Raw genomic sequence first — 26,236 nt, 5'->3', positions numbered from 1 at the left:
ACCGACTCAGATGTCGAGGAAGCGGACGTCCTTGGCGTTGCGCTGGATGAACTGGCGGCGCGCCTCGACGTCCTCGCCCATGAGGACCGAGAACAGGTCGTCGGCCTGGGCGGCGTCGTCGAGGGTGACCTGGCCGAGGACGCGGTGCTCCTGGTCCATGGTGGTGATGCGCAGTTCCTCGGCGTTCATCTCGCCGAGACCCTTGAAGCGCTGGACCGAGTCGTCCTTGATGCGCTTGCCGGCCTGCTTGCCCAGCTCGATCAGCGCGTCGCGCTCACGGTCCGAGTACGCGTACTCGAAGTCCTCACGGCCCCACTTGATCTTGTACAGCGGGGGACGGGACAGGAACACGTGTCCGGCCTCGACCAGCGGCCGCATGAAGCGGAACAGGAAGGTCAGCAGCAGGGTGTTGATGTGCTGGCCGTCGACGTCGGCGTCCGCCATCAGGATGATCTTGTGATAGCGGAGCTTCTCGATGTCGAAGTCCTCGTGGACTCCGGTGCCGAAGGCCGAGATCAGCGCCTGGATCTCCTGGTTCTGCAGGATCTTGTCGATCCGCGCCTTCTCGACGTTGAGGATCTTGCCGCGGATCGGGAGGATCGCCTGGATCAGCGGGTTGCGGCCGGACTTGGCCGAGCCGCCGGCGGAGTCACCCTCGACGATGAAGATCTCGCACTTGGTGGGGTCGTTCGACTGGCAGTCGGAGAGCTTGCCCGGCAGGGACGCCGTCTCCAGCAGGCCCTTGCGACGCGTGAGGTCGCGCGCCTTACGGGCCGCCACGCGCGCGGTGGCCGCCTGGATGCCCTTGCGGATGATGTCCGTGGCCTCGACCGGGTTGCGGTCCAGCCAGTCGTTGAGGTGCTCGTAGACCGCCTTCTGGACGAAGGTCTTCGCCTCCGTGTTGCCCAGCTTGGTCTTGGTCTGGCCCTCGAACTGGGGCTCGCTCAGCTTGACCGAGATGATCGCGGTCAGACCCTCGCGGATGTCGTCGCCCGTGAGGTTGTCGTCCTTCTCCCGCAGCAGCTTCTTGTCGCGCGCGTACTTGTTGATCAGCGAGGTCAGCGCCGCCCGGAAGCCCTCCTCGTGCGTACCGCCCTCGTGCGTGTGGATGATGTTGGCGAAGGAGTACACACCCTCGCTGTAACCACTGTTCCACTGCATGGCGACCTCGAGGGACAGGCTCTTGTCCTTGTCCTCGGCCTCCAGGTCGATGACCGTGGGGTGCACCGCGTCTCCCTTGCGGGAGTTGAGGTACGTCACGTAGTCGACGATGCCGCCCTCGTAGTGGTACGAGACGGTCTTGACCTCGTCCGTCGTCTCGTCGGCGCCGGCCTCGTCCGCCCCGATGGTGGCCTTCGCCACCTCGCGCTCATCAGTGAGTTTGATAGTCAAACCCTTGTTGAGGAACGCCATCTCCTGGAAGCGCCGCGAGAGCGTCTCGAAGGAGTACTCGGTGGTCTCGAAGATGTCCGGGTCGGCCCAGAAGGTGACCGACGTGCCGGTCTCGTCCGTGGCCTCGTGCTGCGCGAGCGGGGCCGTGGGGACGCCCAGCTTGTAGTCCTGCGTCCAGCGGTAGCCGTCGGTCCTGACCTCTACGGCGACCTTGCTGGACAGCGCGTTGACGACGGAGACGCCCACGCCGTGCAGACCGCCGGAGACCGCGTAGCCGCCGCCGCCGAACTTGCCGCCCGCGTGCAGCACGGTCAGCACGACCTCGACGGCGGGCTTGCCCTCGGACGGGACGATGCCCACCGGGATGCCGCGGCCGTTGTCGATGACCCGCACGCCGCCGTCGTGGAGGATCGTCACGTCGATGGTGTCCGCGTGACCGGCCAGCGCCTCGTCGACGGAGTTGTCGACGACCTCTTGCACCAGGTGGTGAAGGCCGCGCTCACCGGTCGAGCCGATGTACATACCGGGTCGCTTGCGGACCGCGTCCAGACCCTCGAGGACGGTGATGGCGCTGGCGTCGTACGAGGCGGTGACCTCGCCGTTCGAGGAGATTGCCGCGCCGTTCGCGCCTGCGTCGGTGGACGGGATGTTCTCGTTGGGGTTGCCGGAATCGGCCACGAAGCGCCCTTTCTGGCACAGCACCAGCCAGGCTCGTCGGCGGGTTGCCGGAGCGGCTGCGGCATGTTGCGTTGGTAAGCCTTGATCAGCGTTGCTCAGCTTTTCCCGGGCGGTCCCCACGTTTGGGGCGGGATTAGCTTCCAGTCTACCGGTAGCGCCGACAGTGATGGGGGTTTGCCGGTACCTGAGTCCGCATGTGCCGCCCTCGACCCGCCTCGGAGGACTCCCCATATACGGAACGGGGCTCAAAGAGGCTCACGGAGGCACTCAGCGCTTCCGGGTGTCAACCCTTTGCTACTCCGGGGTCAGGTCGGTGTTCGCAACCGCGTGCGGTCGTACGCCGGGACAGCGAGGGCACAGCTCAGCGGCCTGCATGTGATCTAAGTCACCCGTAGGTGTCACCGGGTCCCACGCTGCCCGGGGCGCGCAGAGGACCGTAGCGACGGGCGGGACCGTTGGGTCCGAGCACCTTGATCAGCTTCACCGTGCCGTGGCCGAGATCCTCGTTCAGGCGCGCGACCAGCTGCGGGGCGAGCAGGCGCAGGTTCGTCGCCCAGGCCGTGGAGTCGCAGCGCACGATCAGGACCCGCTCGTCCTCGTCGTACTTCTCCGGCTCGCAGTGCTTGGCCAGGTCCTCGCCGACGATCTGCGGCCAGCGGCCCATGACGCCGCCCACCGCGGCCGGCGCCTCCCAGCCCCGCTCGGTGAGGAGGCGGTTGATGGCGGCGCCCAGTGCCATGGGGTCGCGCCCGTCGGCGCGCGCGCCGGAGCGCAGGCCGCCGCGCCGCGCCTGCTTCTTCTGCTGCGCCGCGTCCCCACGCGCGCGTGCCGCCTCCTTCGCCGCCCGCAGCGCCACGCGCGCGAGGTCGACGCCGGAGGGTTCGGCGGCCTTCTTGGGCTCGGGATCCCGGTCGGTGCTCATGCCCGCTCCACCGTCCCGTCCGACACGACGTACCGCGTCCCCGTCAGTACGTGCGGTACGTCGTCGTCGACCGCGGCCGTCACGAGCACCTGCTCACCGGGCGCGACCAGCTCCGCGAGCCGCTCACGCCGCCGCGTGTCCAGCTCGGCGAACACATCGTCGAGCACCAGCACCGGCTCGTTCCCCTCGGCCCGCAGCAGGTCGTACGACGCCAGCCGCAGCGCCAGCGCATAGGACCAGGACTCGCCGTGGGAGGCGTAGCCCTTGGCCGGCAGCTGACCGAGTTTGAGATTCAAATCGTCTCGATGGGGGCCTACGAGAGTGACGCCCCGCTCGATCTCCTGCTTGCGGACCTCGGCGAGGGCGGCCATCAACTGCTCGTAGAGGTCATCACGCGTGTGTGCCTCACCGGGCGCCGACGGCTTGTACTCCAGGGCCAGCGGGCCGCCGCCGGGGGCCAGTTGCTCGTACGCCTTGTCGGCGAGCGGCTGGATCGTGGCGATCAGGTCGAGGCGCTGGGCGAGCAGTTCGGCGCCCACGCGCGCGAGGTGCTGGTCCCACACGTCGAGCGTGGAGAGGTCCATGGAGCGGCCGCCGTGGCGGCGGGCCAGGGCGGCCGTCTTGAGGAGGGTGTTGCGCTGCTTGAGGACCCGGTCGTAGTCGGAACGGACGCCGGCCATGCGCGGGGATCGGGCGGTGATCAGCTCGTCGAGGAACCGGCGCCGCTCGCCCGGGTCGCCCTTGACCAGGGCGAGATCCTCCGGCGCGAACAGCACACTCCGTACGATGCCCAGCACATCCCGGGGTCTGACCTGCGAGGACCTGTTGATGCGGGCGCGGTTGGACTTGCCCGGGTTGAGCTCCAGTTCCACCAACTGCTGACGTTCGCCCTGCTTGACCTGCGCCCGGATGATCGCGCGCTCGGCGCCCATGCGGACCAGCGGGGCGTCGGAGGAGACACGGTGGCTGCCGAGGGTGGCGAGATAGCCGACCGCCTCGACAAGGTTGGTCTTCCCCTGTCCATTGGGGCCCACGAAGGCGGTGACGCCGGGATCGAGCGGAACCTCGACCCCGGCGTACGAGCGGAAGTCGGCCAGCGACAGATGCGTGACGTGCATGGTCGTTCGCCGACCTCCCCCGGTGTTGTGGACCGAACGAGCGGCCCTGTGGACTACTTCTTCTCGACCGCGTGGCCGCCGAACTGGTTGCGCAGCGCCGCGATCATCTTCATCTGCGGAGAGTCCTCCTGGCGCGACGCGAACCGCGCGAAGAGGGAAGCCGTGATCGCGGGCAGCGGCACGGCGTTGTCGATGGCGGCTTCCACAGTCCAGCGGCCCTCGCCGGAGTCCTGTGCATAACCCTTGAGCTTGTCGAGGTGCTCGTCGTCGTTCAGAGCGTTGACGGCCAGGTCGAGCAGCCAGGAGCGGATAACCGTGCCCTCCTGCCAGGAGCGGAAGACCTCGCGCACGTCGGTGACGGAGTCGACCTTCTCCAGGAGCTCCCAGCCCTCGGCGTAGGCCTGCATCATGGCGTACTCGATGCCGTTGTGGACCATCTTCGAGAAGTGGCCCGCGCCCACCTTGCCCGCGTGCACGGCGCCGAAGTCGCCCTCGGGCTTGAGCGCGTCGAAGACCGGCTGCACCTTGGCGATGTTCTCGGCGTCGCCGCCGTACATCAGCGCGTAGCCGTTCTGCAGGCCCCAGACGCCGCCGGAGACGCCGCAGTCGACGAAGCCGATGCCCTTGGCCGCGAGCTCCTCGGCGTGCTTCTCGTCGTCCGTCCAGCGAGAGTTGCCGCCGTCCACGACGACGTCACCCGGCTCCAGGAGCTCGGCGAGCTCGTCGACGGTCGACTGGGTGGCGGCACCCGCCGGGACCATCACCCAGACCACGCGCGGGCCCTTGAGCTTGCCCACAAGCTCTTCCAGGCTGGAGACGTCGGCGACGTCCGGATTGCGGTCGTATCCGATGACGGTGTGACCTGCGCGGCGGATCCGCTCGCGCATGTTGCCGCCCATCTTGCCGAGGCCGACGAGACCGAGCTCCATCAGTTGTTCCTTAGGTTGCGACGTGGCATGAGGGCACTTGTCGTACCCATGTCCGAGCCTAAACCCGGACGGTCATGCACACCTGTGGGCATACGCGCTCAGACGTACGCCCCCACCTGCGGTGTTCTCGTCGGAGAAGATCAGCCGCTCAGACGGACCGGCATGATCAGGTACTTGTAGGCCTCGTCCGCCTCCGCGTCCAGCGCCGGCTTGCCGCTGAGCAGCGCGGGCTTCGTGGACGTCGTGAAGGAAAGCTGGGCGACCGGAGAGTCGATGGCGCTCAGACCGTCCAGCAGGAACGTCGGGTTGAAGGCGATCGAGATGTCGTCGCCCTCCAGCTGCGCGTCGACCCTTTCCACAGCCTGTGCGTCGTCGCTGGAGCCGGCCTCCAGGATCAGCACGCCCTGCTCGAAGCTGAGCCGCACCGGGGTGTTGCGCTCGGCGACCAGGGCCACACGCTTGACGGCCTCCACGAAGGGGGCGGTCTCGATCACGGCGACGGAGTTGAACTCGGTCGGGAACAGCGTGCGGTACTTCGGGAGGTCGCCCTCCAGGAGTCGGGTCGTCGTACGACGACCGGCGCCCTCGAAGCCGATGAGGCCCTCGCCCGCGCCGGAGCCGGAGAGCGCCAGGATCACGCTGTCGCCGCTCGTGAGCGCCTTGGCGGTGTCCAGAAGCGTCTTGGCGGGCACCAGGGCGACCGCGGACGCCTCCGGGTTCTCCGGCTTCCACAGGAACTCACGGACCGCGAAGCGGTAGCGGTCGGTGGAGGCCAGCGTCACCGTGTCGCCCTCGATCTCGATGCGCACACCGGTGAGGACGGGCAGCGTGTCGTCACGGCCGGCCGCGATGGCGACCTGGGCGGCCGCGGCGGCGAAGACCTCGCCGGGGACCGTCCCCGTCGCGTTCGGCATCTGCGGCAGGGACGGGTACTCCTCCACAGGCAGGGTGTGGAGTGTGAATCGCGAGGAGCCGCAGACCACGGTCGCCCGTACACCGTCTGTGGAAATCTCCACCGGCCGGTTGGGGAGGGCGCGGCAGATGTCGGCGAGCAGGCGGCCGGAGACGAGCACCGTGCCCTCCTCCTCGATCTCCGCGTCCACAGACACCCGCGCCGAGACCTCGTAGTCGAAGCTGGACAGGCTCAGCTGGCCTTCCTCGGCCCTCAGCAGAAGGCCGGCGAGGACAGGCGCCGGCGGACGGGCCGGGAGGCTGCGGGCCGCCCAGGCCACTGCCTCCGCGAGTACGTCGCGTTCCACCCGGATCTTCACTGTTGCCGCCTCCTGCTGTTGCCGGCGCTTCTCGGCCTGCCTGGCTTCGTCGTCTGTCTCGGTGTGGTCGGTCCCTGTGAGGGGAAGGACACCGGGGAACAGTCTGACGCACCGCACTGACAGTCGGTGCCCCTCGGGGTCAAGTCGTGACGAGGGGCAGTCGGGAGCGAGACAGCGAGTTGTGCACAGGACCCTCTTCTAAACGGATTCCCAGCTCTCTCTAGTTGGGAGTAGTAGTAGGGGCTGTGGAAACCGTGGATAACCCCGTTTTCGCAGCTCAGGGGCGATTTTTTGTCCACCGGCCCTGTGGGCGACGACGGTGGACAACTGGGGGTGTCTGTGGAGAACGGAAAGTTCTGCACACCCCGTGCACAGGCTGAGGCGACTTCTCCCCAGTGCCGTCCCCAGTTTTACCCACCTTTCCCACAGGCCAACCCGACACCTTGGTGTGACGCCTTTCACTCGACCCGGTGAGTAGGCGCGTCGCGTTGCCGAACAGTGGACAGCGATGTGGAGAAGGTGGGATTCGCTGGGGACAACAGGCCGCAGCCTGTGGGTTGGCGGTGGACAACTTCGTGCACAGCCTGTGGATCTATCACTTGTCCACAGTCTGTGGAGATCCTTCGTCCACGAATCCACAGGCGGTTGAGCTGGCCTGATGGTCTTTCGACAGCACAGCCTGTGGACACGATCTGGACAACTTCGCCCTCCCCAGGATGTGGACGGAAGAAAGTCACCGAATCTGTGGAGAGTGGCCGTAACGCGGCAGGTATTCGAACAGTGGGCGGCCCGCGCGTGACCCGGGAACGGCTGAGGGCGCCCTCGGGAACTCGTCCCGGGGCGCCCTCAGCGACGTAACTCTGGCCTTCTGCGGGCCTTCTGCGGACCCTCTGTGGGGTCGTCAGCCGTTCTTGATGCGGTTCGTGAGCTCGGTGACCTGGTTGTAGATGGAGCGTCGCTCGGCCATCAGATTGCGGATCTTGCGGTCGGCGTGCATCACCGTCGTGTGGTCGCGGCCGCCGAACAGCGCGCCGATCTTCGGCAGCGACAGGTCCGTCAGCTCACGGCACAGGTACATGGCGATCTGCCGGGCCGTCACCAGTGCGCGGCCGCGTGAGGTGCCGCACAGGTCCTCGACCGTCAGCCCGAAGTAGTCGGCGGTAGCGCCCATGATGGCCGTCGAGGTGATCTCGGGGGCCGAGTCCTCGCCGCCGGGGATGAGGTCCTTGAGGACGATCTCGGTCAGCCCGAGGTCCACCGGCTGCCGGTTGAGCGACGCGAACGCCGTCACCCGGATCAGCGCGCCCTCCAGCTCGCGGATGTTGCGCGAGATGCGGGACGCGATGAACTCCAGTACCTCCGGCGGGGCGTTGAGCTGCTCCTGCACGGCCTTCTTGCGCAGGATCGCGATGCGCGTCTCCAGCTCCGGCGGCTGGACGTCGGTGATCAGCCCCCACTCGAAACGGTTCCGCAGCCTGTCCTCCAGCGTCACCAGCTGCTTGGGCGGCCGGTCGGAGGACAGCACGATCTGCTTGTTCGCGTTATGGAGCGTGTTGAAGGTGTGGAAGAACTCCTCCTGCGTCGACTCCTTGTCCGCGAGGAACTGGATGTCGTCGACGAGCAGGATGTCCATCTCGCGGTAGCGCTTGCGGAAGCTGTCGCCCTTGCCGTCGCGGATGGAGTTGATGAACTCGTTGGTGAACTCCTCCGAGCTCACGTACCGCACGCGCGTGCCCGGATAGAGGCTCCGCGCGTAGTGCCCGATCGCGTGCAGCAGGTGCGTCTTGCCGAGCCCCGACTCTCCGTAGATGAAGAGCGGGTTGTACGCCTTCGCGGGCGCCTCGGCGACGGCGACCGCGGCCGCGTGCGCGAAACGGTTCGAGGCGCCGATCACGAACGTGTCGAAGAGGTACTTCGGATTCAGTCGCGCGGTCGGCTCGCCGGGACCCGACGCCGGCGCCGGCTTCGCGGCCAGCGGGCCCGGGGCGCCGCTGGAGGCCGAGGAGCCGACCGGGCCGCCGCGGTGGACGTGCCCGGGAGCCGACGGGGGTTCCGACAGATCCCGGCGGGCGTCGCGCTGGTCGTAGTCGGAGCGCTTCTGCTCGTAATCCGCACGCTGCTGGTCATAGTCGGCGCGCTGCTGGTCGTAGGGCGGGCGCTCCATCGACTGCGGGCGGTACTCCTGCGACGGAGGGCCGTACGAGTCCTGTGTCGAACCTCCGTACGGGGCCTGGTGCGAGGAGCCGTACGAGTCCTGCGACGGCGACGCGTACGGGTCGCGCTCGGGGAAGCCGAACCGCTGCTGCTGCCAGCTGTACTCGTCCTGCGAGGGGCGCGGCCAGGCGCCGGGCTCGGGGCGCTGGTAGTCCGCCGGGTAGGCGGGGCGGGCGGTCGGGAGTTGATCGCTGGGTGTTCCGGAATGCTGCTCGGGGCGTGACGGCCGGTGGTCGTCGTTGCGGCGGTCGGCGCGGTGGCGGCCGTATCCCTCGTATGTGTCGCGTCCCTGGGAGTAGGCTTCGCGGCCCGTTCCGGAGGACGACGGAGGCTCCGGCTCCTCGTAGCGGGGCTGGGACGGCGGCATCGGCGGGGGCGGGGGTTCGCCGGCGGAGTCGTCGACGGTGATCGCGATGCGGATCGGCCGACCGCACTCGCGGCTCAGCGACTCGCTGACGATCGGCGCGAGGCGGCCTTCGAGCACGCCCTTCGCAAATTCGTTCGGTACGGCGAGCAGTGCGGTGTCCGCCACCAGTGCCAGCGGTTGGCAGCGTCGGATCCAGTGCTCGTCCTTGCCCTCGACGCCCTGCCCCCGACCCTCTCCGAGGAGTTGTTCCAGCACTCGTGGCCACACTGCGGCAAGATCGGCAGGTACGTCAGCCACAGGGCACGCTCTCTCACGGGTCCCACGAACGTGTGGTTCTGGGACGTATCGGGATGTAAATCGGGTGGGACGGGCGAATCGGAGTCCAGCCACGGTAGTCAGGGCGACGGGTGCGGTTCAAGTTGTTGTCCCCAGCCTGTGGATAGTGTCTCGCCGTGACCGCTGGTTTGACCGGATGGCGTAGCCGCGCGTACCGTAACCAGGTCGAGTTGTCGATGGCTGCTGCCGCCTGCCTCCGATGGGCACAGATCGCGTTCGGGTGATCGGGAAGCGGTGCAATCGGGCGTAACGCGAGCTACTCGTGGGCGCACGGTGACAGCCAGGACGGCACCCGCAACCAACGATTTATTTCTGGAGCCCCCGAGTGAGCAAGCGCACCTTCCAGCCGAACAACCGTCGCCGCGCGAAGACCCACGGCTTCCGCCTGCGGATGCGCACCCGTGCCGGCCGCGCGATTCTCGCGAACCGCCGCAGCAAGGGTCGCGCCAGCCTGTCCGCCTGATTCTGATCAGGTCATGACGTCGTGCTGCCTACCGAGCATCGGCTGAGGCGGCGCGAAGACTTCGCGACCGCGGTACGGCGAGGACGTCGGGCTGGACGCCCGACTCTCGTCGTCCACCTTCGTAGCGGTTCCACGGACCCGCACGCGCCTGGGGAGAGCGCTCCCCCGACGCGTGCGGGTTTCGTCGTGAGCAAGGCCGTGGGTGGCGCGGTCGTGCGCAACCAAGTGAAGCGCAGACTTCGCCATCTGATGCGTGAGCGGGTAGCCCTGTTGCCCCCCGGTAGCCTGGTAGTCGTACGAGCGCTGCCCGGTGCGGGCGACGCCGACCATGCACAGCTGGCCCAAGACCTGGATGCCGCCTTGCAGCGGCTGCTGGGAGGGGGCGCGCGATGAAGTACCCGCTACTGGCGCTGATCAAGCTGTACCAGTGGACCATCAGTCCGCTGCTCGGGCCGGTCTGCAAGTACTACCCGTCGTGCTCCCACTATGGCTATACGGCCATCGACCGGCACGGCGCTGTCAAAGGCACGGCCCTGACAGCCTGGCGCATCCTGCGGTGCAATCCGTGGTCGCTCGGCGGTGTGGACCATGTCCCGCCGCGCAAGCGCCCGCGGTGGCACGAAATGCTGCGTAACGCCTGGCGCGCACGCAAGGGCGGGCCCTCCGCCGCCGAAACGGCCACCGAGGGGCAGAACCCCTCGAGCCCGGCCGCAGAGACCCCGTCCCATGCCCAAGGAGCATGATTAGTGGACACGATTGCCAGTCTTTTCAGCTTCATCACGACACCTGTCTCCTGGGTCATCGTCCAGTTCCACACGGTGTACGGCGCCATCTTCGGCCCCGACACCGGGTGGGCCTGGGGCCTGTCGATCGTGTCCCTGGTGATTCTGATCCGTATCTGCTTGATCCCGCTCTTCGTGAAGCAGATCAAGTCGACTCGGGCCATGCAGACGCTGCAGCCCGAGATGAAGAAGATCCAGGAGCGCTACAAGAACGACAAACAGCGCCAGTCCGAAGAGATGATGAAGATGTACAAGGAGGCGGGTACCAACCCGCTCTCCTCGTGCCTTCCCATCCTGGCGCAGTCCCCGTTCTTCTTCGCCCTGTACCACGTGCTCAACGGCATCGCGACCGGCGACACCATCGGCGTGATCAACAAGAGCCTGCTGGAGAGCGCGCAGAAGGCCCACATCTTCGGTGCCCCGCTGGCGGCGAAGTTCACGGACGGTGCGTCGAAGGTCGAGGCCCTCGGTGCCTCGCTCACCGACGTGCGGGTCGTCACCGCGGTCATGATCGTGCTGATGTCCGCGTCGCAGTTCTACACGCAGCGTCAGCTGATGACGAAGAACGTCGACACCACGGTGAAGACGCCGTTCATGCAGCAGCAGAAGATGCTGATGTACGTCTTCCCCGTCATGTTCGCTGTCTTCGGCATCAACTTCCCGGTCGGTGTCCTCGTCTACTGGCTGACCACCAACGTGTGGACCATGGGCCAGCAGATGTACGTCATCCGCAACAACCCGACGCCGGGTTCCAAGGCTCAGGCCGCGTACCTGGAGCGCCTGCACAAGCACGTCACGCACCACGGCAAGACCCGCAGCCGCAGCGAGCGCACCATCGTCAAGGCGATCGTCGCCAAGGGCCGTGACCGCAACGAGTTCGAGCGCAAGTTCATCAATGGCCTGAGCAAGGCGGGTCTGGCGGCCCAGGCGGACGGCACCGTGGTGAAGGCCGAGGCTTCGGCTGTCGCCACCGCCGAAGACGGTACGCCGACGACCGCCACGCCCAGGCGGCAGCAGCCCAAGCGTCAGTCCAAGGCCCAGCGCCAGTCCGCTGCTCAGAAGGCGGCCGAGGACTCCGAGCCGAAGCCGAAGACGTCGCTGAGCAAGTCCGAGGAGCCTCAGGACGCCAAGTCGGAGGATGCCAAGCCCTCCGCAGCTGCCAACAAACCCGCCGCGAAGCCCGGCTCCGGTACCCGCAGCAAGGCCCAGTCCGGACAGCGCAAGGGTCCGCAGCGGCCCAAGTCCCCGTCCAAGAAGTAAGAAGGAGTCCATCCCGTGACGGAAGGCACCACCTCCGCTGCTGCCGAGGGTGTAGACACCCTGTCCCGCCTGGAGCAGGAGGGCGAGATCGCGGCGGACTACCTCGAAGGTCTGCTGGACATCGCCGATCTCGACGGCGACATCGACATGGATGTCGAGGCCGACCGCGCCGCTGTCTCGATCATCAGCGACTCCGGCGGCCGCGATCTGCAGAAGCTGGTCGGGCGCGACGGCGAGGTGCTGGAGGCACTCCAGGAGCTCACGCGCCTGGCGGTGCACCGGGAGACCGGCGACCGCAGTCGGCTCATGCTCGACATCGCGGGCTACCGCGCCAGGAAGCGCGAGGAGCTCTCCGAGCTGGGCGCGAAGGCCGCTGCCGAGGTGAAGAACACCGGCGAGCCGGTCAAGCTGAACCCGATGACGCCGTTCGAGCGCAAGGTAGTGCACGACGCGGTCAAGACCGCAGGTCTGCGCAGCGAGTCAGAGGGCGAGGAGCCGCAGCGCTTCGTCGTTGTGCTTCCCGCCTGATCGGTCCATACGTTCCACCGGCCCCGTCTGTTGCGCAGGCGGGGCCGAACTTTGTCAGCCTGGTACTCCTGGTGGTCAGCGCCGAGGGCGCTCTTGCGGTACGGAAGGACGGTCCCCCGTGACGGAGGCAGCGGAGCTTCCCCCCGCGCCCGAGGTGGCGCGTGAGGTGTTCGGAGATCGCTTCGCGGATGCGGTCCGGTACGCCGAGCTGCTCGCTGAGGCGGGCGTCCAGCGTGGCCTGATCGGCCCACGCGAGGTGCCCCGCCTGTGGGAGCGGCATCTGCTGAACTGCGCGGTGCTTTCGGAGGTCGTTCCCGAGGGCGTGACCGTGTGCGATGTCGGTTCGGGCGCCGGCCTGCCCGGCATTCCCCTGGCGCTCGTCCGGGAGGACCTGAAGATCACGCTGCTGGAGCCCCTTCTGCGGCGTACCAATTTCCTGACCGAGGTCGTGGAGCTGCTGGGACTCGATCACGTGACCGTCATGCGCGGCCGCGCCGAGGAAGTCATGGGAAAGGTCCAGCCCGTGCACGTCGTTACAGCGCGAGCCGTGGCTCCGCTGGACCGGCTGGCCGCGTGGGGCGTTCCGCTGCTGCGCCCGTACGGGGAGATGCTCGCGCTCAAGGGAGACACCGCCGAGGAAGAGCTCAAGAGCGCGGCTGTGGCGCTGAGCAAGCTCGGTGCCGTGGAGACGTCCATCTTGCATGTGGGTGAAGGCGTGGTGGATCCGATGTCCACCGTTGTGCGCGTCGAGGTCGGTGAGAGCCCTGGCGGCGTGCGCTTCGCGGCGAAGCGGGCGAAGGCTGCTCGTACGGGGAGAACACGCAGGCGTCGTTGAGAAGCGCCGGGTGGGCGGAGTGACGTTACTGATCCGTCCTGACGAAGAGACGTACTCCACACAAGCTGGCAAACCTACGCATGCCGGAGTGTCGCGACAGTTCGGCCGCCGCTGCTGTGCATCGTGTTTCACGTGAAACGTCGCTCACTGCTTCACGGCATCATCAGCCGCGGTCGCGCGGCCGAACCCCGCGAAAGGAAGCCTCTTGGGTCACTCCGAGAGGTAACGGAGTTGTCCACAGAGGTGGATTTCTCCACAGAACAACAGGCCTCACTGGTTCACGACCCCGAAGGCATGGGAGGCTCTGTTCATTGCGAGCCTGAAGTCGAGGAGAGTGAATCCTTGCGGTCCGACGCCAACATCGCGGGACCGATGACCGATCCGGTCCCCGGTCCCCGTACCGAATCGATGGGGGACGATGTTTCACGTGAAACACCGCCCCCGATGGACGACACTCCCATCGGTCGTGCTGCCCAACTGGCGGTGGAGGCTCTGGGCCGTGCCGGCGAAGGCCTGCCACGACCGGAGCAGACCAGAGTCATGGTGGTCGCCAACCAGAAGGGTGGAGTGGGCAAGACGACGACGACCGTCAATCTTGCCGCTTCCCTCGCTCTGCACGGCGCCCGTGTCCTGGTGATCGACCTCGACCCTCAGGGCAATGCGTCCACCGCTCTGGGGATCGACCATCATGCCGAGGTCCCCTCGATCTACGACGTGCTGGTCGAGAGCAAGCCGCTTGCAGAAGTCGTCCAGCCAGTCCCCGATGTCGAGGGTCTGTTCTGTGCCCCCGCCACGATCGATCTCGCCGGTGCGGAGATCGAGCTGGTGTCCCTGGTGGCACGAGAGAGCCGTCTCCAGCGGGCGATCCAGGCTTACGAGCAGCCGCTGGACTACGTCCTCATCGACTGCCCTCCTTCGCTCGGCCTTCTGACGGTCAATGCCTTGGTGGCCGGCGAGGAGGTCCTCATTCCGATCCAGTGCGAGTACTACGCGCTGGAAGGGCTGGGGCAGCTGCTGCGCAACGTCGACCTGGTGCGGGGGCACCTCAACCCCGCCCTGCATGTGTCGACCATCCTGCTCACCATGTACGACGGCCGGACGCGCCTCGCGTCTCAGGTTGCGGACGAGGTGCGCACCCACTTCGGCGACGAGGTGCTGCGGACGAGCATTCCCCGCTCAGTCCGTATCTCCGAGGCGCCCAGCTATGGGCAGACGGTACTGACGTACGATCCAGGATCCAGCGGTGCCCTCTCCTATCTAGAGGCGGCACGGGAAATCGCGCTGAAGGGTGTCGGCGTCAGCTATGACGCGCCGCACGCCCACATCGGCGCTCAGGGCGACCAGAACATGGTGGAGGGCATCCAGTGAGCGAGCGACGGAGGGGGTTGGGCCGTGGTCTCGGCGCACTGATCCCTGCTGCCCCAACTGGGGAGAAGACGGCGGCTCCGGCCGCGGTGGGGGGTGCGGCTGCCACGTCGCCCACGGCTGTGCCGGTGTTGACCACCGACCGTGGCGTGGCCGCGGCCAAGGTGGCCACGCTGCCGCCTGTTTCACATGAAACAGAGGAACCGTCGGTCTTCGGCGTGGTGGAGACACCCGGCCCTCCGGTCGGGGCCCACTTCGCCGAGCTTCCCCTCGATTCCATCTCGCCGAACCCGCGGCAGCCGCGTGAGGTCTTCGACGAGGACGCGTTGGCAGAGCTTGTCACCTCCATCCAGGAAGTCGGCCTTCTCCAGCCCGTCGTCGTACGGCAACTCGGCCCCTCGCGCTACGAGCTCATCATGGGCGAGCGGCGTTTTCGGGCCTGCCGTGAGGCCGGCCTGGATGCGATCCCGGCGATCGTGCGGGCCACGGACGACGACAAGCTTCTCCTGGACGCTCTCCTGGAGAACCTGCACCGGGCTCAGCTGAACCCGCTGGAAGAGGCTGCCGCCTACGACCAGTTGCTCAAGGACTTCAACTGCACGCACGACCAGCTGGCGGACCGCATCGGTCGTTCCCGCCCTCAGGTCTCCAACACCCTGCGTCTGCTGAAGCTCTCGCCGTCCGTTCAGCGCCGGGTCGCCGCCGGAGTCCTCTCCGCAGGGCACGCACGGGCTCTGCTGTCCGTCGATGACTCGGAGGAACAGGACCGGCTGGCTCACCGGATCGTGGCCGAGGGGCTCTCGGTGCGGGCCGTCGAGGAGATCGTGACCCTGATGGGTTCGCGGCCGCAGACGACCCAGCGCTCGAAGGGACCGAGGGCCGGCGCCCGGGTCTCCCCTGCGCTGACCGACCTGGCGTCCCGTCTCTCGGACCGCTTCGAGACGCGGGTGAAGGTCGATCTGGGGCAGAAGAAGGGCAAGATCACGGTTGAGTTCGCGTCGATAGAGGATCTTGAGCGGATCCTCGGCTCGATCGCTCCCGGGGAGGGACCTGTCCTGCAGAAGAGCCTTCTGGACGGCGACTCCGAGGACACCGAGGACTGAGCCTGCGGTCGTCGGTGGCCGTCCTCAGTCGATCAGCAGAGCGGCCCGTGTCCGGTGTGTACCGGAACACGGGCCGCTCTTTGCTTTCTGACAGTATCGATGGAATCCCATCGTGGATACGATGCGATGGGGAATGGCGCATCCACCCGGCAGCACCTCTTAGGGGAGGCGGGGGTCATGCGAACGGTGAGCCGGACCGGACTGGTGAGCGCAGGCTTGGGACTGGGCGCGGTCGGCGGGTTCGTCGGCAGTCTGCTCAGGGAACGAAGCGCTCTGACAGCCGCTCGCGACGCTGCGGGCGAAGGAAGCGAGGAACAGCCTTCATGGGGCGTCGGCTCGTACCGCTCACGCTGGACAACCTCCAGGATCTTCCCAAGCGTTGCCGCTCGTGTGTCTTCTGGGAGTTGGACCCCGTCAGCGGAGAAGCCGCGGTAAAGGCGGGCACCCCCGCGCTGGAGAAGGAAGCCTGGATCTCCGCCGTCCTGCTCGACTGGGGATCCTGCGGACGGGTCGTCTACGTCGATGACGCGCCCGTGGGGTTCGTGCTCTATGCACCCCCGGCCTACGTTCCCCGCTCGACCGCGTTCCCCACGAGCCCTGTATCACCGGATGCCGTGCAGCTGATGACCGCGTTCATCATGCCGGGCTACCAGGGACAGGGGCTGGGACGGGTGATGGTCCAGACGGTCGCCAAGGATCTGCTGCGGAGGGGCTTCAAAGCGATCGAGGCCTTCGGCGACGCCCGCTGGTCGGAGCCCGCCTGCGTACTGCCCGCCGACCATCTGCTGGCTGTGGGCTTCAAGACGGTCCGTCCCCACCCCACGTATCCGCGACTGCGGCTGGAGTTGCGGACGACGCTCTCCTGGAAGGAAGACGTGGAGATGGCGCTGGACCGGCTCCTGGGGGCAGTGCAGAAGGAGCCTGTGCTGCGGCCGCTCTGAGGACTGACGACAAGCGAATGGGCCAGCCCTTCCGGGCTGGCCCATTCGTGTTTCACGTGAAACATCGTCCACCGCATCGACTACTCGGCGATGAAGTCCTCAAGGTCGCGGACGATCGCGGCCTTCGGCTTCGCGCCGACGATGGTCTTGGCAACCTCACCATCCTGGTAGACGTTCAGGGTCGGGATGGACATGACGCCGTACTTGGCGGCCGTACCCGGGTTCTCGTCGATGTTGAGCTTGACGATCTCGATCTTGTCGCCGTACTCGGCGGCGATCGCCTCGAGGGATGGCGCGATCTGGCGGCACGGACCGCACCAGGCGGCCCAGAAGTCCACCAGTACGGGCTTGTCGCTCTTCAGGACGTCCTGCTCGAAGGAATCGTCTGTCACGTTCTTCAGGGTGCCGGCCACGGCGGGGCTCCTTAACTGGTTGGTGCGGTGGGGCGAATGGGGGTCAGACAGAGGTCTTCTCGGACACGGCCTTCTCCTCGTCCGCGAGGGCGGAGAGGAAGCGCTCGGCGTCGAGGGCGGCTGCACAGCCGGTGCCGGCCGCGGTGATCGCCTGGCGGTACGTGTGGTCGACTACGTCGCCGGCACCGAAGACACCGGTGAGGTTCGTCCGGGTCGAGGGAGCGACGACCTTGAGGTAACCCTCTTCGTCGAGGTCCAGCTGGCCCTTGAACAGCTCGGTGCGCGGGTCGTGGCCGATCGCGATGAACAGGCCCGTCACCGCTAGGTCCGAGAGCTCACCGGTCTTGACGTTGCGCAGCTTCAGACCGGCGAGCTTCTGCTCGCCTTGGACCTCGGCAATCTCGCTGTCCCACACGAACTTGATCTTCGGGTCGGCGAAGGCGCGCTCCTGCATCGCCTTGGACGCGCGCAGCGAGTCCCGGCGGTGGACGATCGTCACGGACTTGGCGAACCGGGAGAGGAAGGTGGCCTCCTCCATCGCGGTGTCGCCGCCGCCGATCACGGCGATGTCCTGGTCCTTGAAGAAGAACCCGTCGCACGTGGCACACCAGGAGACACCGCGACCGGAGAGGGCGTCCTCATTCGGCAGGCCGAGCTTGCGGTGCTGGGAGCCGGTGGTGACGATGACGGCCTTCGCCTTGTGCACCGTGCCAGCGGTGTCCGTGACGGTCTTGATCTCGCCGGACAGGTCGACGGAGACCACGTCGTCCGGGACGAGCTCGGCACCGAAGCGCTCGGCCTGGGCGCGCATGTTGTCCATGAGCTCGGGGCCCATGATGCCGTCCTGGAAGCCCGGGAAGTTCTCCACCTCGGTGGTGTTCATCAGCGCACCACCCGCGGTGACGGCGCCCTCGAACACCAGCGGCTTCAGCGACGCGCGCGCGGTGTAGAGCGCCGCCGTGTAGCCGGCAGGCCCGGAGCCGATGATGATCACGTTTCGGACGTCGCTCACGGCTTGTTTCCTCGTCTCTGGAATGCGTCGTACGACGGTGGGAGCCCCTTTCAGAACTCTCACCCCACCCAACGGATCCTAAGGGGCCAACATTCCCGGTGTGTCCGGGCACACGGAGACGCCGCACCGCAGGGGATACCGCGGCGGACGGAGACGACGAGACTGCGCTCAGGAACGTGCGTAGGACCGCGTCAACAGAACCTTGGCAGCGGCGGACGACGACTGCCCCACACAGGCACTGTCGACGACGTAGGCATTGACCCGACTGTTGTCGGACGCGTCGGGCAGCACCACAAGAAGCGCATCCTTGCCCTTGTACGTGCCTTCCTTGGTCGCGATCGCCGCCTGCTCGCGGCCGATCCCCTGCCGGATGCAGGGGGGAACCTCGACCGTGGGCTCAATGAGAGTGCTGACCTCGGGGGTGGACTGCACGCCGAAGCTGTCCGGGGCGCGGGATTCCCCCTCGGAGCTCTTCTTGGTCGTCGTTGAGAGGAGCTCGGCGACCTGCTCCTGCAGCTTTCCCTCGGAGAGAGTGTCTGCGGACGGCGTGCCGTTGTTGAGGGAGGACAGCAGAACGGAACCGAGCCCCAGGGCTGCCGCAGTGAAGACCGTGCCCAGGACAGCGATCCTGCGGCGTCCGCTCTGCTTGCGGTTCTTGCGGCCCGGGCCGGTGGTGGACGTACGCGGCTGTCCGACGGGGCGCTCCGCTGTGGTCGATGTTTCACGTGAAACATGCGCACCGAACGGCGCCGGGGTGTCCATGGCATCGGGAGCGGTGGCGCTCAGCAGAGCTTCCGCGGCCAGGGCGGCGTCGATACGGCTCGCGACGTCGGCGGGCATGCGCGGCGGGCCCGGCAGCGTGCCAAGCAGTCCGCGGATCTCTTCCAGGGAGGTGTAGACGTCGGCGCAGAGTTCGCACTCGTCCAGATGTCGCCGTACATCAGAGGTGCGGGTGGTCGGGAGCAGGCCTTCGGCGAGGTCGGAGATCTCCGCGACATCCGGGTGCCCGGTCGTGTCCGTCGTGGCCGTCACGCTCGCCCACCTCCGCCCTTCACAGCAGCTGAATCGCTTGGTCCTGCATCCCGTGGACCTGCGTTGTGCGGTCCCGCTGCGGGTGGGACGGATGTCCCCTGCGCCCGGTTCCGTCCCGGGCCCGACTGCTCGCCGTCACCGGTACTTTCCGGCCTCAGATGGGTGAGCAGTGGCAGGAGTCTGGCTCTGCCGCGGGCGCAGCGGCTCTTCACCGTCCCGGTCGGCACGTCGAGCATGCGGGCGGCCTCGGCGACGGGGTAGCCCTGCATGTCCACGAGGACGAGGGCCGCCCGCTGATCGGGCGGGAGCGTGCCGAGCGCCTCGATGAGCTGACGGTGCAGATCGTTTCGCTCCGCGGGCGCCGACGCCGACTCGTGCGGCTCAAGGAGCTGCTCCAGGCGCTCGGTGTCGTCGACCGGGGACGTCTTCCGTGAGGCCGCCTTGCGGGCGCGGTCCAGGCACGCGTTCACGGTGATGCGGTGCAGCCACGTCGTGACGGCCGACTGGCCACGGAAGGTGTGGGCGGCCCGGTAGGCGGAGACGAGAGCGTCCTGGACGGCGTCAGCGGCCTCCTCGCGGTCCCCCAGGGTGCGCAGCGCCACCGCCCAGAGCCGATCACGGTGACGCCGCACGAGCTCACCGAAGGCATCGGGGTCACCTTCGACATGGCGGGCGAGCAGCTCCTGATCGCTCACTCCGTCATATCCGGCGCCTTCCGCCATCGGACCCCCTTCGCCCTCAGTCGGTCACCTTGATGTCCGCCACCCGGCCACGGTACGTGCCGTCGTCGGTCAGCGGCAGCTCGGTCAGCCAGACCAAGAGATAGCGGGTCTTCACGGTTTCGTCGGGCTTGAGTGCCACGCTCGCACCGGAGCCTTCGGCGACCTTCGTGTACGCATCGAAGGACGTGGGCTCCGAACTCGCGTCGCTGGATGCGGTGAGGAGTTCGACGGACGTGTCCCCCACGAAGGTAACGCTCGTGCTCCCGACTTCCTGGACCTTGCCGAGGTCGAGGATGAGGCCGAGACCCGGCTTCAGGTTTCCGAAATCGGCGCCCTTGTAGAAGTCCGTCTGCCAGTACGTTGTGGGGCTGCTGTCGTAGGCCTTCTGTATGTCGAACGGCTTCTCGGATCCGTCGCCGAACGGGTCGAAGTCGCGCGCGCCGGTGATAGCGATCGGCTCGCTGGCCGACTTCGTCGGACCCTTGTCCCCGTCGTCCGTCGGCTGCGTCTTGTTCGTGTCGTCGGACTGGTTGCCCTGCTCCATGAGCGCGTCCGCCAGTTGCCAGCTGCCGAGGCCCAGCGCGGCGATCAGCAGTGCCGAGACGGCCCACTTGAGGACCTTGCCGGTGCGGGTCTGCAGCGGGGGCGGCGGGGGCGGTAGCGGCTGTGTGACGCCCGGATGCGGTGCGGGGCGACCGTACGTGCCCTGCTGGTACGTCGTGCGCTGGTACTCGGGCGGTGCGGTGAACGCGGGCTCCGGCGGGCGGATGCGAGGCATCTCGCCGATCGCCTTCACCAGCTCCTCCGGAGTGGTGCAGGGGGCCTCGTGACGGGACGCGGTGGCGCCGTCGTTGGCGAGCGCCCGCATGGCGAGTTCGGACAGGCCGCGGTGGACGCCGGCGCGCACCTGGTCGGGGGCGATGAGGCCAACGCCCTTGGGTAGTCCGGACAGTCCGTAGGCGTCGGCCTCGTACGGCCAGCGCTGGGTGAGCGCCGCGTACAGCAGGGCGCCGATCGACTCGGTGTCGGTGCGCTGGGGGGTGTCGGAGGTGATGCCTCGCAGCGCGGCGTTCACGGCGAGACCTCGGATGCGCCATTGGCCGGACGATGTGCGCAGCACCGCGTTCGGGTTCAGGCGCAGATGAGCGAGGCCCTCGCGGTGGGCCGCGGCCATCGCCGAGGCGATCTGGCTGACCATCTGGTAGGCGTCGTGTGGCTCCAGAGGGGCGCTCGCGAGGAGCGGGGTCAGCTCCGTGGCATCCGGCAGCCACTCGTGCACGACGTAGACGAGGTCGTTCTCCTCGACCGCGTCCAGGACCTGGACGAAGCGCGGATCACCGAGCAGTGCCGAGGAACGGGCCGCCGCCAGGACGGAGCGTGCCCGTGCATGGTCCGCCGGCAGGATGTGGACGCCGACCGCGCGGCGGAGTTTCTCGTCGACCGCACGCCAACTGCTGAAACCGTCCAGACGGGTGACGCACTCTTCGAGGCGGTACCGTCTGGCGAGCTTGTGGCCGCTGTGCAGTTCGGGCGGTGAGGCCTTTCCGGGACTCTCGGTCCCGCCGCTCCCCTGTGCCTCGTCGTGTTCCGTGTCCCGCTCCCGGTTCTGGGCCACCCCGTCGGCCGTGGACTGGTCCGCCTGTGCGGTCAGCGGCTCGTCGCCGCTGTTGTCTGCCACGTCGACGGCAGCCGTACTCCGTTCCGCCACCGTCGTTCCGCCTCCCCATCCATTGCGTGCTTCCGACGCAGAAACCAATTGTGCCCACAGTCCGCCGGTATGCACGACACACGGTGGCGGACGATGGTTGTGCGCTACCTCCGCCTCAGCGCCCCAGACGCCCGCGGACCATGCCCACGAGGGAGTTGAGCTCCTCGATGCGCATGCGGCGTGCCGCGATGTAGAAGATCCCAAGCAGTACGGCCCCGCCCACGACGAGCGCGGCGAACGAGCCGAGGACACCCTGGCCGATCGCGTGCCCGATGCCGTAGCAGGCCGCCCCACTGAGGAGCGCGGCCGGCACCGAGGCGATGCCGAGCCGTGCGTACGTCCGCAGCACACGGCCGCCGTCCAGGTCGCCGCCCAGCCGCTTGCGCAGCCGGTTCCAGGCGACACCGACACCGATCGCGTAGGCGAGCCCGTACGCGGCGGACATGCCCACCACGGCCCAGCGGGCCGGGAGGACGAAGTAACAGAGCGCCGAGGCGCTGGCGTTGACCGCGGCCACGATGACCGTGTTGTAGAAGGGCGTCCGGGTGTCCTCGTAGGCGTAGAAGGCACGCAGGACGACGTACTGCACGGAGAACGGGATCAGGCCGAGGCCGAAGGCCATCAGCATGTAGCCCATGTTGGTGGCCGCGCCGATGCCCGAGGAGCCGAAGATCAGCGTGCACATCGGGATGCCGAGCGCGAGGAAGCCGAAGGCGATGGGCACGATCGCGACCGCGGTCGTGCGCAGGCCCTGGGAGATGTCGTCGCGTACGGCGCCGGCGTCGTCCTCGGCCGCCGAGCGCGAGATGCGCGGCAGCAGGGCGGCCATGAGGGAGACGGTGATGATGGCCTGCGGCAGGCCCCAGATCAGCTGGGCGTTGGCGTAGGCGCTGATTCCGGTGCCGGGGATGTTCGTGTCCACGACCGCCGAGGTGGCCAGCTGGGTGACGACGAGCGCGCCGGCCTGGTTGGCGAGGACGAACAGGATCGTCCACTTGGCGAGCATCGCAGCCTTGCCGAGGCCGTGGCCCTTCCAGTCGAAGCGCAGCCGCAGCCGGAATCCGGTCTCGCGCAGGTAGGGGATCATCGCGAGCGCCTGGACGACGAGTCCGAGAAGGATGCCGATGCCGATGAGCCGCTGGCCCTCCGCCGGGATGTTGTCCACGGACATCTTCGAGTCCGCCGAAGTGCCGTACACCCAGAGGAACATGCCCAACGTGACGATGATGACGATGTTGTTGAGGACCGGGGTCCACATCATCGCGCCGAACTTGCCGCGGGCGTTGAGGATCTGACCCATCACCACATGGACGCCCATGAAGAAGATCGAGGGCAGGAAGTACTGGGTGAAGGTGACGGCGACGTCGTTGGCCGCCGGGTTGCTGGCCACCGGGTTCGACAGCGCGCGCACCAGGAGCGGTGCGGCGAACATCGCGAGGCCGGTGAGCGCGGCGAGCGCCACCATCACGAGGGTCAGCAGCCGGTTGGCGTACGCCTCGCCGCCGTCCTCGTCCTCCTTCATGGCCCGTACGAGCTGGGGGACGAACACGGAGTTCAGGCCGCCGCCGACGGTGAGGATGTAGATCATCGTCGGCAGCTGGTAGGCCACCTGGAAGGAGTCGCCCAGGACGGCGGTGCCGAGTGCCGCGACAATCAGCGCCGAGCGGATGAACCCGGTGAGACGGGACACCATCGTGCCCGCCGCCATCACCGCGCTCGACTTCAACAGACCCCCTGCACGCCCGCCCTTCGCGGCGGTGGCAGCGGCCACGGGGTTGGGCGGCGAGGCGGGAGCCTTGGGCACGGGAGGCGGCGTCGGCGCCGCGTACTGCCCGGCCGTCGGATACTGGCCCGCGCCCGGTGCGGCGGCCGGACCCGGTACCGCCGGGGGCTCCGTCGGCGGGCGGCCGCCCTGCTGCTGGTCCCTGAAGAGGTGTGCGAAGGCGTCCGGCTCGTGGCGCTCCTCGCCGGCCTGGGTGACCAGGTCGTCGACGCCCACGAACTGGGTCGTGCGGGGGTCGTCGCCGTAGGGCAGGTACTGGGTCACGCCCTCCGGCTCGGGTGCCGGGGTCTGGGCCCACACCTGCGGGTCGGGGGCGTACTGCGACTGGGACGGCTGGGCGTAGAGCGGCGGCTGCGGCTGGTACGTGCCCGGGGGCGGCGGGGGATGTGCGGCACGGTCGTAGAGCGCCTCGGCGACCGGGTCCTGGGAGGAGAGGTCCTGCGACCGGTAGGGGTCCTGGTCGTAGGCGTCCTGGAGGTACATGTCCGCGGGGGGCTGCGGCGGCACCTGGCCGTGCTCGGGCGGCGGGCCCTCGGGGTAGCCCGAGCTGCCCGCGGCCTGGCCGCGGTCACCGTCGTACGGCGCGTTCATGGTTACCCACCCTCATCGTCCCGGGCCCACCGGCCACGACATCCTCAACGGTCCACTCTCTCACCCGTGCCGGACGGGTCGGCGTTTTCCGCTGGGGTGTCCGGTGTCGGGTCACTCGGCTGCTCCGGGTCGTCTGCCCCGGCCCGAGTGCCGGACTCCTCCGTAAGACGGTTGGCGGGACCCTCGGGGTTCTCCGGGCCGTCTGTCGGCTCGCCCGCCTCGTCGGGACCGTCGTCCTCGGCCCGGCGGGCCGCCGCGCGCTTGCGCTGCGTGTACATACGGAAGCCGGCGAGGACGAGAAGCAGGAATCCGCCGCCGATGACCAGCATCACGGTGGCTGTGAACTCGGTGACCTTCACATCGAACCTGACTTCGCTGCCGTACTTCTGGCCGTCCTCCGTGTACAGCTGGGCGACCAGCCCGACCCGGCCGTTGGCATTGGCCGACGTCGTGAACTTCACCGACTGGCTGTGGCCGCCGTTGACCGCGACGGGCTGCTCTGCGTAGGCCTCGCCGCCGATCTTGAGCCGCCTCGGGCTGGATGAGGTGAGCCGCAGAACCAGGTGGTCGACACCCTGCACCAGGTTGTTCTGCACGGTCACGGGAATCGTGACGCTGCGCCCGGAGAGCTTCGTCTCGGACTTGTCGATCAGTGTGACCTGGCCGGTGAGGCCGTCGAGGTACGACTCCACGTCCTGGCGGAAGCTCTCCGCCTCGGTGGCCCGGCCACGCCAGGACGTGGACATCTCGCGATTCATGGCCCGCCCGAAGGGGGTCACCACCCGAGACTGGTCGGTGAGGATGACCTTGAAGTTGTCGAGCTTGTCCTGGGTGCTCTCGATCTGCTCGAAGGCCGTCCGCGGCAGCTCCTGCTTGCGCAGCGAGGAGGGGTACGCCGACGCTGACGGCACCTTCGTCGTGGCACTCGAGTCCGGCTCGGCCTTGGCGGCCGCGGTGAGCTCCTGGGACTGGGACCAGGTCCCGCCCTGGAGGGCGGTGAGCGCCTTGGCCATCGCCTGGGCCTGGCCGGCGGACGGCATGCGCTGCGGGGCGACGACGATGCTGCGCTGCTTGTCCGTCTGGAGGTTGAGGGTCAGGCTCTGGGCGAGGAACTTCTGTACGGCGAGCGTGGCGGCGCCCGCCTTCGTCAGGTCGCCCTGGAAGGCGGTCGACAGGCGCGTGTCCGCGACCACCGCCGTGGTGCCGCCGCCGATGGGGCGGGCCGCGGAGGGCGTGTAGGGCAGACCGCCGGTCTCCTGGAGGCTGTCGCTACGCGCGATCACCTTGTCGGCGCCCGCGGAGGTGGCCACCTTGACGATCGACGGGTCGATGGCGCCGTCCACCGGCCAGGCGAAGTCCGTGTTCGGCGTCACGTGGAGGATCGGCTCCACCGTGTTGGCGACCACGTCGGTGGCTTCCTTGAGGCGGCTCAGCGAGCCGGTGACGGTCGTGCCCTGGTGGGCAAGGGAGGCGAGGTCCGGGTCGGCGAAGGGCAGGGCGACGACCTCCTTGTCCGCCACCGCCTGCTGGAGTTCGGCCAGCCACGCCTTGGCGACCGTCTGGTGGGTTCCGGCCTTGGTGGTGTCGCCGTCGACGCGGACCCGGTAGCTGCGGGTCATCGCGTCGACGGAGGCCAACAGGTCGGGATCGATCACCCAGGTGACGTCGAGGTCCTTGCCCAGCGACAGCATCTGCTCCAGACGGCCGCCCGCGGAGATCTCCTTGGCGAGGTCGTCGTTGAGGAAGACCGGTGTCTGCTGCTCGTTCGATCCCGTCTCCGCCGTCATGTGGACGGTGGAGATGAGCGGCCACAGATACGTCGTCCTGGTCTTCGTGTCCGCCTCGTCGGGCTGCCACGGCAGGAACGTTCGCTGGATGCCCAGCACCTGGTCCCACGGCTGCGCGGAGGTCTGGCCCGAGAGCGAGACACCGAGCTGGTAGACCCCGTCCTCACCGAGGTCCAGCTCGTCGACCGGCACGGAGATGCTGAACGGCTCGGCGACGCCCGGAGTGAGCTTGGAGAACTTCTCGACGTACTTGCCGCCGACCTCCGTCCCGTCCGCTCCCTGCTCGTAGTCGGTGCGCTCGGCGGCTTCGTCGATCGACGAGCGGGTGGTCAGCACAGACCCCAGGAGCAGATCCACCTGGGCGTCGGTGACCGCCTGCTTGCCGTTGTTCGTCACCGTGCCGGAGACGGTCAGGGTGTCCCCGTCCGTGGGGACGCTCGGGCTGAGGGTGTTGACGGAGACCGCGACCGTGCTTGAGCCGGAGGCGGCCTGTGCGGGCGCGGCAGCGGGCAGCTGGAGCAGGCCGGCCAGCAGAGGCGCCCCCGCGAGCAGTGCTCCGGTGCGCCGCAGCCACCGGCGGGCAGGTGAGGGACTCGTCCCCTGGAAGTCTGCCGCCTCGGCCACGCGCTCGCCCGTCCCTCGTCGTCGTCAGTGGTCGTCGCAATGTGCGTCCACGCATGGTAA

22 protein-coding genes are annotated in these 26,236 nt (G+C 68.1%); 9 read left to right on the top strand and 13 right to left on the bottom strand.

The window, feature by feature from the left end; translation table 11 throughout:
- Window positions 1–6 precede the first annotated feature (6 nt).
- The 6 genes from gyrB to dnaA all read right to left on the bottom strand — a co-directional run bounded on the left by gyrB (window position 7) and on the right by dnaA (window position 9,188).
- Complete coding sequence (gene gyrB / locus AC5DRG_RS26965; protein WP_491802025.1) at window positions 7–2,070, bottom strand: DNA topoisomerase (ATP-hydrolyzing) subunit B; 2,064 nt, start codon at window positions 2,068–2,070, stop codon at window positions 7–9.
- Between the two features lie 385 nt (window positions 2,071–2,455).
- Window positions 2,456–2,992: a DciA family protein gene (locus AC5DRG_RS26960; protein WP_491802024.1), complete on the bottom strand. Its 537-nt coding sequence runs from the start codon at window positions 2,990–2,992 to the stop codon at window positions 2,456–2,458.
- Window positions 2,989–4,110 carry a DNA replication/repair protein RecF gene (gene recF / locus AC5DRG_RS26955; RefSeq protein ID WP_491802023.1) on the bottom strand — a complete coding sequence of 374 codons (1,122 nt, stop codon included), beginning with the start codon at window positions 4,108–4,110 and terminating at the stop codon, window positions 2,989–2,991. Before recF ends, AC5DRG_RS26960 begins: the two co-directional genes overlap by 4 nt.
- Window positions 4,111–4,163: 53 nt before the next feature.
- Entirely contained in the window at window positions 4,164–5,039 is an 876-nt protein-coding gene (gnd, locus tag AC5DRG_RS26950) for a phosphogluconate dehydrogenase (NAD(+)-dependent, decarboxylating) (protein ID WP_491802022.1), read from the bottom strand.
- A 140-nt stretch (window positions 5,040–5,179) separates the two neighbouring features.
- Window positions 5,180–6,310, bottom strand: coding sequence for a DNA polymerase III subunit beta (dnaN, locus tag AC5DRG_RS26945; RefSeq protein WP_491802021.1), 1,131 nt, complete (start codon window positions 6,308–6,310; stop codon window positions 5,180–5,182).
- 901 nt (window positions 6,311–7,211) lie between these two features.
- Window positions 7,212–9,188 carry a chromosomal replication initiator protein DnaA gene (gene dnaA / locus AC5DRG_RS26940; protein ID WP_491802020.1) on the bottom strand — a complete coding sequence of 659 codons (1,977 nt, stop codon included), beginning with the start codon at window positions 9,186–9,188 and terminating at the stop codon, window positions 7,212–7,214.
- Between the two features lie 364 nt (window positions 9,189–9,552).
- Between dnaA and rpmH the strand changes: the two genes are divergently transcribed.
- The 9 genes from rpmH (at window position 9,553) to AC5DRG_RS26895 (ending at window position 16,504) form a co-directional block, all read left to right on the top strand.
- Window positions 9,553–9,690, top strand: a complete 138-nt coding sequence (rpmH, locus tag AC5DRG_RS26935; protein ID WP_005482975.1) for a 50S ribosomal protein L34 — start codon at window positions 9,553–9,555, stop codon at window positions 9,688–9,690.
- A gap of 21 nt (window positions 9,691–9,711) precedes the next feature.
- Entirely contained in the window at window positions 9,712–10,083 is a 372-nt protein-coding gene (gene rnpA, locus AC5DRG_RS26930; RefSeq protein ID WP_491802019.1) for a ribonuclease P protein component, read from the top strand.
- On the top strand, window positions 10,080–10,433 hold the full coding sequence (gene yidD, locus AC5DRG_RS26925) for a membrane protein insertion efficiency factor YidD (RefSeq protein WP_491802018.1): 354 nt from the start codon (window positions 10,080–10,082) through the stop codon (window positions 10,431–10,433). Before rnpA ends, yidD begins: the two co-directional genes overlap by 4 nt.
- A 3-nt stretch (window positions 10,434–10,436) precedes the next feature.
- Entirely contained in the window at window positions 10,437–11,732 is a 1,296-nt protein-coding gene (gene yidC / locus AC5DRG_RS26920; protein ID WP_491802017.1) for a membrane protein insertase YidC, read from the top strand.
- Between the two features lie 15 nt (window positions 11,733–11,747).
- Window positions 11,748–12,260: a Jag family protein gene (locus tag AC5DRG_RS26915; RefSeq protein WP_491802016.1), complete on the top strand. Its 513-nt coding sequence runs from the start codon at window positions 11,748–11,750 to the stop codon at window positions 12,258–12,260.
- A gap of 118 nt (window positions 12,261–12,378) precedes the next feature.
- The gene (gene rsmG, locus AC5DRG_RS26910) at window positions 12,379–13,095 is read left to right on the top strand and encodes a 16S rRNA (guanine(527)-N(7))-methyltransferase RsmG (protein WP_491802015.1); all 717 of its coding nucleotides are present in this window, start codon (window positions 12,379–12,381) and stop codon (window positions 13,093–13,095) included.
- Between the two features lie 294 nt (window positions 13,096–13,389).
- Entirely contained in the window at window positions 13,390–14,463 is a 1,074-nt protein-coding gene (locus AC5DRG_RS26905; protein WP_491813167.1) for a ParA family protein, read from the top strand.
- Entirely contained in the window at window positions 14,460–15,563 is a 1,104-nt protein-coding gene (locus tag AC5DRG_RS26900) for a ParB/RepB/Spo0J family partition protein (protein ID WP_491802014.1), read from the top strand. The genes AC5DRG_RS26905 and AC5DRG_RS26900 overlap by 4 nt, the downstream gene beginning before the upstream one ends.
- Window positions 15,564–15,886: 323 nt before the next feature.
- Entirely contained in the window at window positions 15,887–16,504 is a 618-nt protein-coding gene (locus tag AC5DRG_RS26895; protein ID WP_491802013.1) for a GNAT family N-acetyltransferase, read from the top strand.
- 80 nt (window positions 16,505–16,584) lie between these two features.
- Here the strand turns inward: AC5DRG_RS26895 and trxA are convergent, their stop codons facing one another.
- The 7 genes from trxA to AC5DRG_RS26860 all read right to left on the bottom strand — a co-directional run bounded on the left by trxA (window position 16,585) and on the right by AC5DRG_RS26860 (window position 26,176).
- Window positions 16,585–16,917 (bottom strand): thioredoxin, encoded by a 333-nt coding sequence (gene trxA, locus AC5DRG_RS26890; protein WP_356352707.1) that lies wholly within the window; start codon window positions 16,915–16,917, stop codon window positions 16,585–16,587.
- A gap of 43 nt (window positions 16,918–16,960) precedes the next feature.
- On the bottom strand, window positions 16,961–17,929 hold the full coding sequence (trxB, locus tag AC5DRG_RS26885) for a thioredoxin-disulfide reductase (protein ID WP_491802012.1): 969 nt from the start codon (window positions 17,927–17,929) through the stop codon (window positions 16,961–16,963).
- 168 nt (window positions 17,930–18,097) lie between these two features.
- On the bottom strand, window positions 18,098–18,961 hold the full coding sequence (locus AC5DRG_RS26880) for an anti-sigma factor family protein (protein ID WP_491802011.1): 864 nt from the start codon (window positions 18,959–18,961) through the stop codon (window positions 18,098–18,100).
- Entirely contained in the window at window positions 18,958–19,683 is a 726-nt protein-coding gene (gene sigM, locus AC5DRG_RS26875; protein ID WP_491802010.1) for an RNA polymerase sigma factor SigM, read from the bottom strand. The genes AC5DRG_RS26880 and sigM overlap by 4 nt, the downstream gene beginning before the upstream one ends.
- Window positions 19,684–19,699: 16 nt before the next feature.
- Window positions 19,700–21,391 (bottom strand): protein kinase family protein, encoded by a 1,692-nt coding sequence (locus tag AC5DRG_RS26870; protein WP_491802009.1) that lies wholly within the window; start codon window positions 21,389–21,391, stop codon window positions 19,700–19,702.
- A gap of 115 nt (window positions 21,392–21,506) precedes the next feature.
- The gene (gene murJ / locus AC5DRG_RS26865) at window positions 21,507–23,765 is read right to left on the bottom strand and encodes a murein biosynthesis integral membrane protein MurJ (protein ID WP_491802008.1); all 2,259 of its coding nucleotides are present in this window, start codon (window positions 23,763–23,765) and stop codon (window positions 21,507–21,509) included.
- A gap of 44 nt (window positions 23,766–23,809) precedes the next feature.
- Window positions 23,810–26,176 (bottom strand): DUF6049 family protein, encoded by a 2,367-nt coding sequence (locus tag AC5DRG_RS26860; RefSeq protein ID WP_491802007.1) that lies wholly within the window; start codon window positions 26,174–26,176, stop codon window positions 23,810–23,812.
- Between the last annotated feature and the right edge of the window lie 60 nt (window positions 26,177–26,236).

Source organism: Streptomyces sp. JLBG701 (genome assembly GCF_058544905.1).
The sequence above is the reverse complement of the archived record's forward strand: the minus strand, read 5'-3'. Positions and strand labels throughout refer to the sequence as shown.